Below are 15,984 nucleotides of genomic sequence, written 5' to 3'. Positions count from 1 at the left end.
GGCTCAGACCGGGACGCGGACCTGCTGCAGGATCCCGCCCAGGACGGCCTCGGTGCGGACGCCCTCGAGCTCCGCCTCCGGCTCCAGCTGGATGCGGTGGCGCAGCACGGGCAGGACCATCGCCTGCACGTGGTCGGGGGTGATCGAGCCGTAGCCGTTGAGCCAGGCCCAGGCGCGGGACGCCGCGAGCAGGGCGGTCGAGCCGCGGGGGCTGGTGCCGAGCTTGACGCTCGGGCTCTCGCGGGTGGCGCGGGCGAGGTCGACGATGTAGCCGAGGACGTCGGGACCGGCTCCGACTCGCCGGGCCGAGGCCTGCGCGGCGCGCAGACGGGCGGCGTCGAGCACGGGTCGCACGCCCGCGGCGTCGAGGTTGCGCGGGTCGAAGCCCGCGGCGTGGCGCGAGAGCACCTCCACCTCGACGTCGCGCGGCGGGATGTCGAGCACGAGCTTGAGCAGGAACCGGTCCAGCTGGGCCTCCGGGAGCACGTAGGTCCCCTCGTACTCCACCGGGTTCTGGGTGGCGGCGACGAGGAACGGGTCCGGCAGAGGCAGGGTGCGCCCGTCGACGCTGACCTGGCGCTCCTCCATCGCCTCGAGGAGCGCGGCCTGGGTCTTCGGCGGCGTGCGGTTGATCTCGTCCGCCAGCAGGAGGTTCGTGAAGACCGGGCCCTCGCGGAAGGCGAAGCCGGAGGTGGAGGCGTCGTAGACGAGGGAGCCGGTGATGTCGCCGGGCATCAGGTCCGGCGTGAACTGCACCCGGCGGGTGTCGAGGCCGAGCGAGACGGACAGGGCGCGCACGAGCAGCGTCTTCGCGACTCCGGGGACGCCCTCGAGCAGGACGTGGCCGCCCGCGAGGAGGGCGATCAGGAGCCCGGAGACGGCGCCGTCCTGGCCGACGACCGCGCGGCCGACCTCGGAGCGGACCCGGTCGAGCTCGGCGCGCAGGTCGTCGTCGGAGACCGGCGCTCCGTCGCGGGCGGAGGGGGTGGTGTCGCTCATCGGGAGGGGCCTTCCGGTCGTCGGGCGGTCGTCGGGGAGAGGGCGGCGCGGAGCGCGCTCTCGAAGCGGAGGAGGTCGTCGGAGGCGGCGACGAGGGCGGCGTCGTCGCCCGGCAGGTCATCGACGAGCAGACGGCGCAGCGCGGCCTGATCGCGGCCGAGGCGCTCGGCGGCGACGGCGACGATCTCGTCGACCCCGGTCGCCGGAGCGAGTCCCAGGAGCGCGGCCGTCCGCCGGAGGGTGCCGATGCGCAGTGCGTCGAGGGCGCGGGGCCGCAGGGCTCCGCGCGCGTAGAGCCGCGCGCGGCCGCGGGCCGTCTCGCTCGCATGCACGACGACCGGCAGCGGCTCGACCGCGAGCGGGCCGAGCCGGCGGCCGCGCCAGACGGCGGAGGCGACGAACGCGGCCACCAGCAGCAGGAGAGCCGGGGTCACCCAGCCGGGCGCGAGGTCGGCGGGTGCAGGGGTGGTGCTCGCCGAGTCGGCGGCTCCGGCGCGGTACCAGACCAGCCGGTCCTCACCGCCGAGCAGTCCGAGCGCGAGAGCGGCGCGGCCGTCCTGGCCGATGGTGCCGTTGCGGAGGAGGTCGGCGTCGCCGATCGCGGTGACCTCGGCGCCCTGCGGGAACCCGGTGCTCACGAGCAGGAAGCCGTCGTCGCCCGAGGGGAAGCAGCCGACGGCGTCGCCGTCGTCGAGGATCCGGTACGTGCTCCCTCCGGCGGGGAGCGTCCCGGCGCGCTCGGCCGCGGGGAGCGGGCACTCGGCGCGGAAGGGGCCGTCGCCGGCCGGGGAGCCGGCGAAGCGGACGTCCGGCAGCAGGGCGTCGAGCGCGGCTCCTCCCGGGGTCACCAGGACGAGCGAGGCCGAGGCGCGGGCGAGCCGGCGGTACTGGGCCTCGTCGAGGGCCACGTCCGGGTCGTCGACGAGCAGTGTCGCGTCGGGGGAGGAGGCGGCGAGAGCGGAGTCCAGGTCGTCGGCGCGGACGACCTCGACGCCCTGATCGCGCAGCACCTGGGCGAGCGCGCGGGCGCCGTCCGGGGTCGCGCTGTCGACGTCGAGGTCCGGGGCGGCCACCCGGGTCCCGGTCGCGACGGTGAGCAGCAGAGTGCCGACCGCGACGATCACGAGGAGGAGCACCCACACCCGTCCGCGGCGCAGCAGTGCGCCGAGGGTCGGGCTGGAGACCGTGTCGGCGCTCACCGGGGCGCCGCCAGGGCGTCCAGGACCGGCGAGGCCGCGGCGAGCTCGCGGTCCAGAGCCGCGACCCTCTCGTACTCGGCCGGGCCGCAGGGCTGCCCGAGGTAGCGCACGCGATCGAAGTCGTCGGCCGTGCGGCGCAGCGCGGCGGCGGAGGAGGGGAAGGCCGCAGAGGCGCGCGACGCCAGGCCGAGCGCGGTCGTGCCGGGCGAGACCCGCAGGACGGTCCGCTCGTCGAGGGAGCGCACCAGGGCGCGGAAGCGCTCGACGAGCGCCTCGTCCCAGTCCCCGCGGGCGGCCGCGGCCTCGGCGAGCGAGCGGAGGGTCGCGGCCGAGCGGGTGTCGTCGTCGGCGAGCACCGCTCCCGTGACGGTGCTGCGGCGACCGGCGCGGGGCCGTCCCGCGATGACGAGCGCGGCGACCACGAGCGCCACCAGCACCAGCACGCCGATCACGGCGGCGATCGGCACCGGCGGGCCGTCGCCCTGCAGCGTGAGGGAGGCGAACCAGTCGCGCACCGCCTGCACCACCCGGTCGAAGAGGGTCGGCTCGGCCGCCCGGTAGCGCGGGTCGGCGAGCTCCTCGAGGAGGAGTCGGCGCGCCTGCTCCGCGTCGGGCTCGAGAGGGGCCGCGGCGAGGATCACGGGCGCTCCGGCACGGGGAAGGGATCGGGGGAGGGGCGGCCCGCCGCGCGCTCCTCGACGTGGCGCATCAGCACCAGGTCGAAGCCCTCGCGGCGCATCCGTCGGTCGAGGTAGACGAGGCCCGTCACGGCCGACTGGAGCACGGTGCCGACGGCGCCGATCACGAAGCCCACGGCGACGGAGGCGATCGTCACCACGAGCGAGGTGACGAGCTGCGCATCCGGGTCGGTCGGGGTGATCAGGGCGCCGGCGATCGGGATGAGCAGGCTGAACGGCGTGGCCACGATCTGGCCGGCGACCTGGATGATCACGGTCATCAGCGCGAGCGCGCCGAAGGTGCGCCAGAAGCCGCCCGCCACCAGCCGCCAGGAGCGCGCCACCGCACGGCGCAGCGGCAGCCGCTCGACGACGATCAGGCTCGGAACCAGGGCGAGCTTCGTCGACAGCCAGACCCCCAGCGCGAGGGCGACCAGGCCGGAGCCGACGAGTACCAGGATCCCGCCGACGATCGCGCTCGACGTCCCGTCCATCGCTCCGATGACGAACAGCGGCACGGCGAGCGCCACGGCGAGGAGCACCAGGAGGAGGTAGCCGACGCCCTGCAGGACTGTCCAGCCGATCAGCGCCCAGAAGCGGCCCCGCAGCCGGGCGAGCAGCTGTCGGAAGGTCGCCCGCTCGCCGAGGACGCCGCGGGTGACCTCGAGCACGACCACGCCCTGCACGAGGGCACCGCTGGCGAGCGAGACGGCGAGGGGGATGAGGGCGGCCAGGACCACGACCGCGAGGGAGCCCGCGCCGACGGCGTCGCGGTCGGCGGACTCCGCCTGCGCGATGCGCCCGACGGCGAGCACCGCGATCAAGCCGTAGACCGCCAGGGCGAGCACCGACCCGAGGCCCTGCACCAGCAGGGCGACGCCCAGGGTCGTGCGGGGGCTGCGGCGGAGGACCTGGAACGGGGCGCCGAGCAGGGTGCCGAAGCCGAGCGGGCGCAGCGGCACGAGACCGGGCTTGGGCGGGGGAGTCCAGCCGGGCGCTGGGCGTCCGGGCGACCAGGTGCCGGCGCCGGCGGGCGACCAGGAGCCCCCGGCGGGACCGGGTGGTACGGGGCCTGCGCTCGGCGGCGCGGGCGACCAGGAGCCCCCGGCGGGAGCGGGTGGTACGGGACCTGCGCTCGGCGGCGCGGGCGACCAGGCCGGGGCGACGGGAGCGGGCAGCGGCCTGCGCCGGTCGCCGTCCTGCGCCGGGACGGCCGCGTCGTCCGGACGCCCTGCGGGCGGGGGCCACTGAGCTGCGTCGGTCATCCCCTCCATGCTGTCACAGGCGTGCGGGCGGGGTCCTCCCCCGAGCGGACCCCCTTAGCCCGCAGAGCCCGCTCCCCGCCCACGGAGAGGTGCGTCGGTTAGCCTGAGTCGGGTCACCGTGCGCGCCGTGGGCGGGCGCGACCCGAGACGAGGAAGAGCAGACCGATGAGCGCGCGCATTCTGGTGGTCGACGACGACGCCGCCCTGGCCGAGATGATCGGCATCGTCCTGCGCGCCGACGGGTACGACGTCTCCTTCTGCGCGGACGGCTCCGGCGCCCTCGAGGCCTTCCGGCGGGCCCGGCCGGACCTGGTCCTGCTCGACCTGATGCTGCCCGGGATCGACGGGATCGAGGTGTGCCGCGCGATCCGCGCCGAGTCCGGCGTCCCCGTCATCATGCTGACGGCCAAGTCCGACACCTCCGACGTCGTGCAGGGCCTCGAGTCCGGCGCCGACGACTACATGGTCAAGCCGTTCGACCCCAAGGAGCTCGTCGCGCGGATCAGGACGCGCCTGCGTCCCGCCACCGCCGCCGCGAACGCGGTGCTGCAGGTCGGGGACCTGAGCCTCGACGTCGCCGGCCACGAGGTCCGCCGCGGCGAGACGCGCATCGGCCTGACCCCGCTCGAGTTCGACCTCCTCCTCGCCCTCGCCTCCAAGCCCCAGCAGGTCTTCACCCGCGAGATGCTGCTCGAGCAGGTCTGGGGCTACCACTACAAGGCCGACACCCGCCTCGTGAACGTGCACGTCCAGCGCCTGCGCGCCAAGGTCGAGAAGGACCCGGACGACCCCCGCATCGTGATGACCGTGCGCGGCGTCGGCTACCGCGCCGGCGCCCTCCTCCCGGGCTGACCGTGCCCCGCCTCGCCGCTCCCGACGTGCGCCGGTGGCCCCGCCGCGTGCTCGGGGTGTGGCGCACGTCGCTGCAGTTCCGCGCGGTCGCGATCACGGTCCTGCTCAGCGGCATCGCCATCGGCTCGACCGGCGTCTACCTCTCGTACAGCATCAGCGACAACCTGTTCCAGTCACGGCTGACGCAGGTCACGGGCGACACGTCGCGCGCGACCCGGGCCGCGCAGGGATACCTCGACGCCGCCACAGTCTCCACCCGCCAGGACATGGAGGAGGTGATGAGCTCGGTGCGCACCGCCGTCCGGGACGCCTCCTCCTCCGCGCTGATCGCCGTCGTGCGCTCGCCCGACCAGGAGGCGTCCTCGCTGGCGCCTCAGGACATCTACAACCGCGAGCTGCAGAACGGCGTGATCAGCGACGCGCTGCGCGAGCGGGTGCAGGCGGGCTCCGACGGGCAGTACTGGCAGTCGGTGACGCTCGACGCCTCCGGTCAGCAGCAGCCCGGCATCCTCGTCGGCTCGACCCTCGAGCTGCCGAGCTCGGCCGGGCGCTACGAGCTGTACATCGGCTACTCCCTCGCGGACGCGGAGCGCACGCTCCAGTTCGTGCAGCAGGTGCTCAACGTGGCGGGGATCCTGCTCATCCTGCTGATCGGAGCGGTCAGCTGGGTCGTCGTGCGGATCGTCGTCGCCCCGGTCCGGGTCGCGGCCGAGACGAGCCAGCGCCTCGCCGCCGGCGACTTCGACGTGCGAATCCCCGAGCGGGGCCAGGACGTGATCGCGACCCTCGCCCGGTCCTTCAACGGCATGGCCGACAGCCTGCAGGACCGGATCAGCGAGCTCGCGACGCTCAGCCAGGTCCAGCAGCGCTTCGTCTCGGACGTCTCGCACGAGCTCCGGACGCCGCTGACGACGATGAAGCTGGCCGGGGACGTGCTGTACGACCAGCGCGAGGACTTCGCCCCGGTCGCCGAGCGCACGGTCGAGCTGCTGCACAGCCAGATCGACCGCTTCGAGAGCCTCCTCGCCGACCTGCTCGAGATCTCCCGCCACGACGCGGGATCGGCCGAGCTCGAGCTCGAGCCGGTCAACCTGGTGAAGCTGGCCGGCGACGAGATCGAGGCGATGCGCGGGATCGCGGAGGCGAACGGCTCCCGGCTCACTCTCTCCGCCCCGGGCGGCTACTTCGACGCCGACCTCGATCCGCGCCGCATCCGCCGGATCGTCCGCAACCTGCTGGGCAACGCGATCGAGCACGGCGACGGCCGCGAGGTCGTCGTCACCGTCGACAGCAACGCCAGCGCGGTCGCCCTCGCGGTGCGCGACTACGGGCACGGCATGAGCAGCGAGGAGGTGGTGCGCGTCTTCGACCGCTTCTGGCGCGCCGACCCGTCCCGCCGCCGCACGCTCGGCGGCACCGGCCTCGGCCTCTCCATCGCGCAGGAGGACACCGCCCTGCACCACGGCTGGCTGCAGGTCTGGTCCGTGCCCGATCGCGGCGCCTGCTTCCGCCTGACCGTGCCCCGGCACCGCGGCGAGCGGATCGAGGCCTCGCCGCTCCCGCTGCCCCCGGTCGACGCGGGCGAGCAGGCCTACAGCGGCCCGATCGTCCTCCCTCCGCTGCAGGCTCCTCCGGTCGGGGCCGCGGGGGTGCTCCCGTGAGGCGCGGCGTCCTCCGCGCCGCCGCGGCCGCCGCGCTGCTCGCGCTCGGGCTGGCCGGGTGCGCCGGCATCCCGCGGGACGGCGACGTCGGAGTCGGACGGCCCGACACCGCGCCGCAGGACCTCCAGTACGACTTCCTCCCGTCGGGACCCGCCGTCGGTGCGTCGCAGCGCGACATCCTGACCGGCTTCATCGACGCCGCGTCGAGCCCGCAGAACAACTACAAGATCGCCCGCGAGTTCCTCTCCACCGGAGCCGACTGGACGCCGGGCGAGCACGTGACGGTCGACGAGGGCCAGCGCTCCGCCTCGCCGCAGTCGGGATCCACGCTCTCGCTGACGATCACGCCCGTCGCCGAGGTCGACGCGACCGGCGTCTACACCGACGTCGCCACCACGGCCGGCCTGACCCTCGACTACGGCTTCGTCCAGGAGAACGGCGAGTGGCGCATCAGCGCGCCGCCGAGCGGCGTGGTGATCGACCGCACCACCTTCGAGCAGGTCTTCTCGACGCACGCGCTCTACTTCTTCGACCCCGGATACCAGTACCTCGTGCCGGACCTGCGCTGGTTCGCCTCGCGCGCCGACAGCTCCACCAGCACCACGATCGTCACCGAGCTGCTGCGCGGCCCCACGCCGTGGCTGCGGGACTCCGCCGCCGTCGTGTCGGCCTTCCCGACCGGGACGACGCTGGCGGCCGAGACCGTCCCGGTCGAGTCGCAGCGCGCCGTGGTCGACCTGAACCCGGCCGCTCTCGAGGCCGATCCGGCGCAGTGGCGGCTGATGGCCCTGCAGCTGAACCGGAGCCTCGCGAACGTCTCGAACGTCACCGGAGTCGCGCTCTCGGTCGAGCAGAACCCGATCGACGTCCCCTCCGAGGTCACCGGCCTGCCGACCTCGCCCCGCGTCGACACCCGGCCGCTCGTGCTGACCGACGACGCTTTCGGATTCCTCGGCTCCTCCGGGCTGGCCGGCCTCGGGATCTCGGATCGGATCGAGGCGCTGCAGCCGCGGGCCGCGGTCCTCGGCGAGCAGCGCGGGGCCGACTCGGACGCATCGGCCGCCGTGCTCACCGCCGCGGGCGTGAGCCTCGTGGAGCCCGACGGTGCCGACGTCCTCCTCGACGCGCGGTCGGGCCTCGTCGCGCCGTCCATCGATCCGCTCGGGTACGTCTGGTCGGTGCCGTCGGCCTCGCCCGGGCAGCTGGTGGCGTACTCCGCGGACGGCTCGCGCTCGATGCAGGTCGCGACGGCCTGGAGCGAGGTCGAGTCGCTCGCCTCGATCGCCGTGTCGCGCGACGGCACCCGGATGCTGGCGCTCGCCCAGGACGGGCAGCAGGCGACGGTGCTGGTGGCCGGCATCACCCGCTCACGGGACGGTGACCCGGTGGCGGTCGGCGAGCCGGTCGTCCTCCGCTCGACCCTGGGGACCGCGGTCGCCGCGGCCTGGACGGACGAGCTCGACGTGGTCTCGGTCGTCCGCGGCTCGACGGGAGAGGACGCCGTCACGATGAACCTGCTCGGCGGAGGCGCCACGGCGCTCGGCACGACGACGGGCACGGTCCAGATCGCCGCGGGCAACACCTCGACCCAGGTCCGGATCCTCGCCGAGGGCGGGGAGCTCCGGCAGCAGCGGGGCTCGGCCTGGCAGACGACCGCGACGGACATCCGGCTGCTCGCGGCGCAGACCGGCATGGGGTCCTGACCGGTCCTGTCGGCGGCGACGAGCCCTGTCGACGACGGAGCGCTCCGGATGCTCCTCCCCAGGCGCGTCGGGCAGGCGGATCGTCCCGATCCGACGGATCCACCCCCCGCGCCGCGGCCCGGACGGCGAACGTGGAGGCATGCTCTCCGATCACCTGCTCGACGCACTCGCCGTCCTCCTCCCGCTGGAGTGCCCCGCCTGCGGAGAGCCGACGAGCCGGGCGCCCTGTCCGGACTGCTCGGCCGACGCGGCCGCCTCGGCCTGCCTGCTGACCCGCGTCGTCGGGCCGCCGGACGATCCGCTCCTCGTCGTCACCGGTGCCCCGTACGAGGGCACGGTGCGCCGCCTCGTCGTCGCGCTGAAGGAGGAGGGCCGCACGGCCTGCCTCGCCCCGCTCGGCGCGCTGCTGCGTCCGGCCCTCGGCGCGGCGCTCGCCGGCAGCCCCGCGATCCTGGTCGTCCCGCCCGGCTCCTGGCTCGGCCGCGTGCGGCGGGGCGCCGATCCCGTCGCGCAGCTGGTCGCCGCGGCGGGAGGGCGGGCGGCGCGTCCTCTCCGGCGGTCGCGGATGGTCCGCGACCAGGTCGGGCTCGGCCGCGTCGAGCGGCGCGGCAACCTCGACGGGGCGTTCCGCGCCCGCCGTCCGCTCTCGTCGTGGCCGCCGGTGGTCCTCGTCGACGACGTGGTCACCTCCGGCGCGACCCTGCTCGAGCTCCGGCGCGCCGTGCGTGCCGCCGGCGGGACGGTCCGGGCCGCGGCGGCCCTGGCCGGCACCGCGCAACGAGGAGGGAACGTAGCAGCAGAATCCGGACGAACTATCGGTGACGATCCGGTGGCCGGGGTCTACGGTGGGGGCACGGCGTGAACGGTCCGCCCCGGAGAAAGGCGGCACGCCGTACTCGACTGGGAGGTTGTCATGGACATCGACATCACAGGACGCAACATCGACATCACCGATCGCTTCCGCGCGTACGCGACGGAGAAGTCGGACAAGGTGGCGCACCTCGCCGATCGTGCTCTCGCACTCGAGATCAAGGCGAGCAGGCACGCCGAGGGCAAGGGCTCGGCCGGCGGCGACCGCGTGGAGCTGACGCTGATCGGCAAGGGGCCCGTGGTCCGGGCCGAGGCGAGCGGAGCCGACAAGTACGCGGCGTTCGACGTCGCCATCGGCCGGCTGCTCGAACGGGTGAGACGCGCCAAGGACCGGAAGAAGGTCCATCGGGGCCAGCATCGGCCGACCTCGCTCCGCGACGCGGCCGCCGACGACTTCAGCGTCGTCGCCATCCAGCCGGCCGACGCGGCGGTGCTGGAGCAGCTGAGCACGGGCGTCATCCCCGTGCAGGAGGCGCCGGAGCCGATGGAGGACGAGGTCGAGGAGCCGTACTGCCCCGTCGTCATCCGCAAGAAGGTCTTCGCCTCCGTCTCGATGACCGTCGACGACGCCGTCGACTACATGGAGCTGGTCGGACACGACTTCTACCTCTTCATCGACTCCGACACGAACCGCCCGAGCGTGGTCTACCGCCGCAAGGGCTGGGACTACGGCGTCATCGGCCTCGGCGACGAGGCCGACGAGCTCGCCGAGCAGGCCGCCGGCTGAGATCCGACCCCGGGCCCCGGAGCATCCGCTCCGGGGCCCTCCCCGTGCCCAGGCAGGGAGTCCGCCCAGGGCGGACGCGTCGCCCCGACCGCTCGCCGCCCGCCCCGGCTAGGCTGGTCGCGGTCCGCGCTCCGGCGCGCGACTCCTGTCTTCTACTTTTTTGGAGTACCCCGTGGCCTCTGTCCTCGAAAAGGTCCTTCGCGTCGGGGAGGGGCGGGTCATCCGCCGCCTCGAGAACTACGCGAAGGCCGTCAACGCCCTCGAAGAGGACTTCACGCACCTCAGCGACGAGGAGCTGAAGAACGAGACCGTCGAGCTGCGCGAGCGCTACTCGAACGGCGAGTCCCTCGACGACCTGCTGCCGGAGGCGTTCGCCGCCGTCCGCGAGGCCTCGCGCCGGACGCTCGGCCTCCGCCACTTCGACGTGCAGCTCATGGGCGGTGCCGCCCTGCACCTGGGCAACATCGCCGAGATGAAGACCGGAGAGGGCAAGACGCTCGTCGCGACCCTCCCGGCCTACCTCAACGCGATCGCCAGCCGCGGCGTGCACATCGTCACGGTCAACGACTTCCTCGCGTCGTACCAGTCCGAGCTGATGGGGCGCGTGTTCCGCGCCCTCGGCATGACGACCGGAGTGATCCTCTCGGGCCAGACCCCGGAGCAGCGCCGTGAGCAGTACTCGGCCGACATCACCTACGGCACGAACAACGAGTTCGGCTTCGACTACCTCCGCGACAACATGGCGTGGCAGGCGCAGGACATGGTCCAGCGCGGCCACTTCTACGCCATCGTCGACGAGGTCGACTCGATCCTCATCGACGAGGCACGCACGCCGCTGATCATCTCCGGTCCGGCCTCGGGCGAGGCGAACCGCTGGTTCGCGGAGTTCGCCAACCTCGCCAAGCGCCTCGACGAGGGCGAGGACTTCGAGGTCGACGAGAAGAAGCGCACCGTCGGCGTCCTCGAGCCCGGCATCGAGAAGGTCGAGGACTACCTCGGCATCGACAACCTCTACGAGTCGGCGAACACCCCGCTGATCTCGTTCCTCAACAACGCCATCAAGGCGCGCGCGCTGTTCAAGAAGGACAAGGACTACGTCGTGCTGAACGGCGAGGTCCTGATCGTCGACGAGCACACCGGCCGCATCCTGGCCGGACGCCGCTACAACGAGGGCATCCACCAGGCCATCGAGGCGAAGGAGGGCGTGCAGGTCAAGGCCGAGAACCAGACCCTGGCGACCGTCACGCTGCAGAACTACTTCCGCCTCTACGCGAAGCTCTCCGGCATGACCGGAACGGCCGAGACCGAGGCCGCCGAGTTCATGTCGACCTACAAGCTCGGCGTCGTCCCGATCCCGACGAACCGCAAGATGCAGCGGATCGACAACGCCGACCTCGTCTACAAGAACGAGCAGGTCAAATTCGCCCAGGTCGTCGAGGACATCGCGGAGCGCCACGCGGCCGGGCAGCCGGTCCTCGTCGGCACGACCAGCGTCGAGAAGAGCGAGTACCTCTCGCGCCTGCTCGCCAAGAAGGGCGTGCGCCACGAGGTCCTGAACGCCAAGAACCACGCGCGGGAGGCGGCCATCGTCGCCCAGGCCGGCCGCCTCGGCGCCGTCACCGTCGCGACCAACATGGCCGGTCGAGGCACCGACATCATGCTCGGCGGCAACGCCGAGTTCCTCGCGGTCTCCGAGATGACGGCCAAGGGCCTGAACCCCTCCGAGACCCCGGAGGAGTACGAGGCCGCGTGGGACGAGGTCTTCGCCGCCGTCAAGGAGAAGGTGGGCGAGGAGGCCGAGAAGGTCCAGGCCGCCGGCGGCCTCTACGTGCTCGGCACCGAGCGCCACGAGTCGCGCCGCATCGACAACCAGCTCCGCGGACGCTCGGGCCGCCAGGGCGACCCGGGGGAGAGCCGCTTCTACCTCTCGCTCACCGACGACCTCATGCGCCTGTTCAACTCCGGCGCCGCCGAGGCGCTCATGGGCCGGGGCAACGTCCCGGACGACATCGCCATCGAGTCGAAGGTCGTCTCGCGCGCCATCCGCAGCGCCCAGTCGCAGGTCGAGGCCCGCAACGCCGAGATCCGCAAGAACGTCCTCAAGTACGACGACGTCCTCAACCGCCAGCGCGAGGCGATCTACTCGGACCGCCGCCACATCCTCGAGGGCGACGACCTGCACGAGCGCACCCAGAAGTTCCTCGTCGACGTGATCGACGAGATCCTCGAGGTGCACACCGGCGACGGCAACGGCGACGACTGGGACTTCGACGCCCTCTGGACCGAGCTGAAGACGCTGTACCCGATCAGCCTCACCATCGACGAGGTGGTGCAGGAGGCGGGCAGCCGCGGCCGCATCAACAAGGAGTTCATGCGCCGCGAGATCCTCTCGGACGCGCAGCTCGCCTACCAGCACCGCGAGGAGCAGCTGGGCTCTCCCGCCATGCGCGAGCTCGAGCGCCGCGTCGTGCTCTCGGTGATCGACCGCCGCTGGCGCGACCACCTCTACGAGATGGACTACCTCAAGGACGGCATCGGCCTGCGCGCGATGGCCCAGCGCGATCCGCTGGTCGAGTACCAGCGCGAGGGCTTCGCCCTGTTCCAGCAGATGATGGGGCAGATCCGCGAGGAGACCGTCGGCTTCCTCTTCAACCTCGAGGTCGAGGTGACCCAGAAGCAGGGCGAGGTCGCCGGAGTCGCGGCCAAGGGCCTCGCTCAGCCGGTCGCTCCGGCCGAGAAGCTCAGCTACTCGGCCCCGAGCGACACCGGCGGCGTCGAGGTCCGCAACCAGCGCGGACAGGTGCAGCAGGCGGCCACCGCGAAGGCCCGCGCCGAGGAGGCCCGCAAGGCGCTCCCCGAGGGCGAGGCGGAGGAGACTCCGACGACCGGCGCCTTCGGCCAGAAGCCGGGCGGCTCGGACGCCCCCGCCAACCGCGAGGAGCGACGCGCGCAGTCCAAGCGCCGCTGAGTCCTCCCCGGACGACGCCCTCGGCCCCGGTCCCGCAGCAGCGGGGTCCGGGGCCGTCGGCGTTCCTGCGGAGGCTCGGAGCCCGGCCTCGCCCGCCGTCAGGACTCGTCGCGCGCGAGGGCGGAGACGAAGCCGCCGGCGAAGGTGTCGCCGAGGCCGATCGTCGTCGGCCGGTCCGTCTCGAGGACGAGCCCGGGGACGCAGCAGGCCTCGAGCGTCGACTCCACCGCTGCGCACACCGCTTGCGAGCCGGGCTGGGGAGGGAGTCCGCCGACGCGGTCGTAGTCGGCGGCGGTGAAGCCGTCCCCGAGGAGGTAGCGGGCACTGGCCATCGTGACGGCGCCCCGCAGAGCCCCCCGGTACCGATGCGCCCGGCCGCCGACGGCCGCCGACCAGTGCCGGGTGTGCACGATCAGCACCGGTCCCGGGAGCTGCGCGGCGGCGTCGCGGAGCGCGGTGACGACCGCGACGGTGTCGAGCAGGTCGATCGGCCGGCCGAGCATCGCCTGGAGCTCGTCCTCGTTCATGCTGAGGACGTCGACCCGATCGAGCAGCGCCGCCCGCGCTCGTGCCTGGAGCTCGGGGAGGTGGAAGCCCGCGTCCTCGTAGATCACGACCGCGCCGCGGGGCAGCGCGTCGAGGTGCCGGCGGAGTGTGGCGAGCCGGTCGTCGAGGACCGCCTCGTCCTGGATGGAGTTGAAGCCGGACACGAGGACGATGCGGGCGTCCGCGAGGACCGTGCCGAGCTCCTCCGCCAGCAGCAGCTCGCGGTTGGGCGGGTCGTTCGAGACGATGACCCGGTTGGGGTGCGGAGCGACGAGCTCCGCATCGCCGACCCGCACCCGCGCGCCGCGGGGGAACTGCACGATCAGGTGCGGGTCGGTGCTGTCGGCCGTCGCGCTGAGCACGTAGTCGTTGCCGACGGGGAGCAGCCGGCGCACGTGGTCGTCGATGCTCACCAGGTGCTGGGTCGCGACGAGGCCGTGCACCGCGAGTGCGTAGCCGGCCCGGACGCCCGTCCCACCGAGGGTGATCCTGCGGGGGAAGCGCTGCGCGAACTCCTCGACGACGCAGGAGGAGGAGGCGAATCTCTCCCCTCCCGCGCCGACGGCGAGGAACGCGAGGAGGGCGACGACGAGATCGCGCTCGGTGTCGACCGGCGCCGTCGTCGTGAGCTCGTCCGGGGCGATCCGGTAGTCGTCGACGAGGGCCTGGACGACCGCGTCGTCCCAGTCGATCTCGTAGTCGACGGTCCCGCCCAGTCCGAGCACGATCCTCGCGTTCACCACGTCTCCCGCGCCTAGTAGAGCGAGGCCTTGCCGGCGGAGCCGAACAGGTCGATCTTCTGCGCGGCCGTCTCCTTCATCGCCGCGATGGACGGCGGCTGGATGGTGTTCGGCTCGCGGACGGACGGGTCGGCCAGCACCTCGCGCATGCGGTTGTGGTACGCCGCCTTGATGTCGCTCGAGATGTTGATCTTGTTCACTCCGCGCTTCACCGATTCCGCGATCTCGGCGTCGGGGTTGTTCGAGCCGCCGTGGAGGACGAGGGGTACAGCTACGCGCTTCTTGATCTCGGCGAGCAGGTCGAGCTTGAGCGCCGGCTTCATCGAGGCGGGGTAGAGGCCGTGGCTCGTGCCGATCGCGATCGCGAGGCTGTCCACGCCGGTCGACGAGACGAAGTCGACGGCCTCGTCGGGCTCCGTGTAGATGATGCTCGCCGCTCCGTCCTCGGCCTCGTCGTCGGTCTTCCCGATCGTGCCGAGCTCGCCCTCGACCGAGACGCCGACCGCGTGGGCGGTGTCGACGACGCGCTTGGTGACGGCGACGTTCTCGTCGTAGGGGAGCATCGAGCCGTCGATCATCACGGAGGTGAAGCCGGACTTGATCGCCAGCAGCACCTGCTCGTAGGTCGCGCCGTGGTCGAGGTGGATGGTGACGGGGACGCTCGAGCGGTGGGCGCGGGCGATGATCGCGTGCAGGATGTCGACGCCGGTGTGGCTCAGCTCGTCGGGGTGGATGGCGATCAGGAGCGGGGACTGCTTCTCCTCGCTGATCTCGAACAGCCCGTTCATCATCGCGTAGTCGCTGACGTTGAAGGCCGGGACCGCGAAGCCGTTGGCGTTCGCGACGTCCAGGAGGTCTTTTCCGGATACAAGCATTCTGTGATCGTCCTTCTCTGTGGTGGTTCCGGGCGCGCGGTCGCGCGCCTCAGCTCTTGACGGCCCCGGCGGTCATGCCGCCGATGAAGTACCGCTGGAAGAAGAGGAAGAGGAGGAGGACGGGGATGCATCCGAGGATGCTCATCGCCATCATCTCGTTCCACTCGTAGGAGTTCTGGCCCATCAGCAGCTGGATGCCGATGGGGACGGTGCGCATGTCGTCGGTGCGCGTGAGGGTCAGCGCGAACAGGTACTCGTTCCACGCGATCATGAACGTGTAGACGCCGACCGAGACGATGCCCGGGATCGCGATGGGCACCAGGATCCGCCACAGCACGGTCATCGGGCCGGCCCCGTCCATCCGCGCCGCCTCGTCGAGGTCCCGGGGGAGGGTGTTGAAGTAGCCGGTCAGCATGATGATCGCGTACGGCAGGGTGAAGACCAGGTAGGTGAGGATCAGGCCCTGGTAGGTGTTGTAGAGGCGCAGCACCACCATCAGGCCGAAGAACGGGATCAGCAGCGTGATCGGCGGGACCGCCTGGACGCTGACGATGATCACGTTGATCGGGCGCTTGAAGCGGAACTCGTAGCGGCTGAACGCGTAGGAGGCGAGGATCGCGACCACGAGCGTCAGCACGACCACGGCGATCGCCACGACGTAGCTGTTGATGAAGAAGCGCACCTTGGTCGGGTCGCCGAGGATGCCCGAGTACGCATCGAACGAGAACGCGTCGGTGATCAGCCGCGGCGGGTACTCGAAGATCTCGGTGTTCGACTTGAACGAGCTTGCGGCCATCCAGATGATCGGCAGGCCCGCGAAGGCGGCGCCGATCAGCAGGAGGACCCAGACGCCGAGCTTGGCGCCGAGCTGCCGCGGTGCGCGCGGGGGCCGGGGGGAGGCG

The 15,984-nt window shown here is 72.6% G+C and carries 13 protein-coding genes; 6 read left to right on the top strand and 7 right to left on the bottom strand.

Annotated features, from left to right (window positions below; genetic code table 11):
• Positions 1-3: 3 nt before the first annotated feature.
• Genes C5C10_RS10055 through C5C10_RS10040 form a run of 4 tightly spaced genes read right to left on the bottom strand, consistent with a single transcriptional unit; the run spans position 4 to position 3,837 of the window.
• Positions 4-999 (bottom strand): MoxR family ATPase, encoded by a 996-nt coding sequence (locus C5C10_RS10055; RefSeq protein ID WP_104329155.1) that lies wholly within the window; start codon positions 997-999, stop codon positions 4-6.
• On the bottom strand, positions 996-2,198 hold the full coding sequence (locus tag C5C10_RS10050; RefSeq protein WP_104329154.1) for a DUF4350 domain-containing protein: 1,203 nt from the start codon (positions 2,196-2,198) through the stop codon (positions 996-998). Before C5C10_RS10050 ends, C5C10_RS10055 begins: the two co-directional genes overlap by 4 nt.
• Positions 2,195-2,839 (bottom strand): DUF4129 domain-containing protein, encoded by a 645-nt coding sequence (locus C5C10_RS10045; RefSeq protein ID WP_104255252.1) that lies wholly within the window; start codon positions 2,837-2,839, stop codon positions 2,195-2,197. Before C5C10_RS10045 ends, C5C10_RS10050 begins: the two co-directional genes overlap by 4 nt.
• The gene (locus C5C10_RS10040; RefSeq protein ID WP_104329153.1) at positions 2,836-3,837 is read right to left on the bottom strand and encodes a hypothetical protein; all 1,002 of its coding nucleotides are present in this window, start codon (positions 3,835-3,837) and stop codon (positions 2,836-2,838) included. The genes C5C10_RS10045 and C5C10_RS10040 overlap by 4 nt, the downstream gene beginning before the upstream one ends.
• Before the next feature lie 468 nt (positions 3,838-4,305).
• Here C5C10_RS10040 and mtrA point away from each other — a divergent pair, with 468 nt between their 5' ends.
• The 6 genes from mtrA to secA all read left to right on the top strand — a co-directional run bounded on the left by mtrA (position 4,306) and on the right by secA (position 12,921).
• A complete protein-coding gene (gene mtrA / locus C5C10_RS10035) occupies positions 4,306-4,992 on the top strand; it encodes an MtrAB system response regulator MtrA (RefSeq protein ID WP_104329152.1) in 687 nt (228 codons plus the stop codon).
• A gap of 2 nt (positions 4,993-4,994) precedes the next feature.
• A complete protein-coding gene (mtrB, locus tag C5C10_RS10030) occupies positions 4,995-6,653 on the top strand; it encodes an MtrAB system histidine kinase MtrB (RefSeq protein ID WP_244229464.1) in 1,659 nt (552 codons plus the stop codon).
• Entirely contained in the window at positions 6,650-8,356 is a 1,707-nt protein-coding gene (locus C5C10_RS17835) for an LpqB family beta-propeller domain-containing protein (protein ID WP_181073439.1), read from the top strand. The genes mtrB and C5C10_RS17835 overlap by 4 nt, the downstream gene beginning before the upstream one ends.
• 139 nt (positions 8,357-8,495) lie before the next feature.
• On the top strand, positions 8,496-9,218 hold the full coding sequence (locus C5C10_RS10020) for a ComF family protein (RefSeq protein WP_104329151.1): 723 nt from the start codon (positions 8,496-8,498) through the stop codon (positions 9,216-9,218).
• 51 nt (positions 9,219-9,269) lie between these two features.
• The gene (gene hpf, locus C5C10_RS10015; RefSeq protein WP_104329150.1) at positions 9,270-9,953 is read left to right on the top strand and encodes a ribosome hibernation-promoting factor, HPF/YfiA family; all 684 of its coding nucleotides are present in this window, start codon (positions 9,270-9,272) and stop codon (positions 9,951-9,953) included.
• Between the two features lie 172 nt (positions 9,954-10,125).
• Entirely contained in the window at positions 10,126-12,921 is a 2,796-nt protein-coding gene (secA, locus tag C5C10_RS10010; protein WP_104329149.1) for a preprotein translocase subunit SecA, read from the top strand.
• A gap of 98 nt (positions 12,922-13,019) precedes the next feature.
• On the opposite strand, the gene C5C10_RS10005 is transcribed toward secA, so the two are convergent.
• From C5C10_RS10005 to C5C10_RS09995, 3 genes are read right to left on the bottom strand one after another with little or no spacing between them, the layout of a single operon-like run.
• Positions 13,020-14,210 carry an ADP-dependent glucokinase/phosphofructokinase gene (locus C5C10_RS10005; RefSeq protein WP_258060529.1) on the bottom strand — a complete coding sequence of 397 codons (1,191 nt, stop codon included), beginning with the start codon at positions 14,208-14,210 and terminating at the stop codon, positions 13,020-13,022.
• A gap of 11 nt (positions 14,211-14,221) precedes the next feature.
• Positions 14,222-15,082: a ketose-bisphosphate aldolase gene (locus tag C5C10_RS10000; RefSeq protein ID WP_104238058.1), complete on the bottom strand. Its 861-nt coding sequence runs from the start codon at positions 15,080-15,082 to the stop codon at positions 14,222-14,224.
• A 49-nt stretch (positions 15,083-15,131) separates the two neighbouring features.
• The gene (locus C5C10_RS09995) at positions 15,132-15,917 is read right to left on the bottom strand and encodes a carbohydrate ABC transporter permease (RefSeq protein WP_374953346.1); all 786 of its coding nucleotides are present in this window, start codon (positions 15,915-15,917) and stop codon (positions 15,132-15,134) included.
• Positions 15,918-15,984: the final 67 nt, after the last annotated feature.

The organism is Rathayibacter sp. AY1A3 (assembly GCF_002930975.1).
Taxonomy (GTDB): Bacteria; Actinomycetota; Actinomycetes; order Actinomycetales; family Microbacteriaceae; genus Rathayibacter.
Note: the sequence above shows the minus strand (reverse complement) of the source record. Positions and strands in the feature narration are given on the sequence as shown.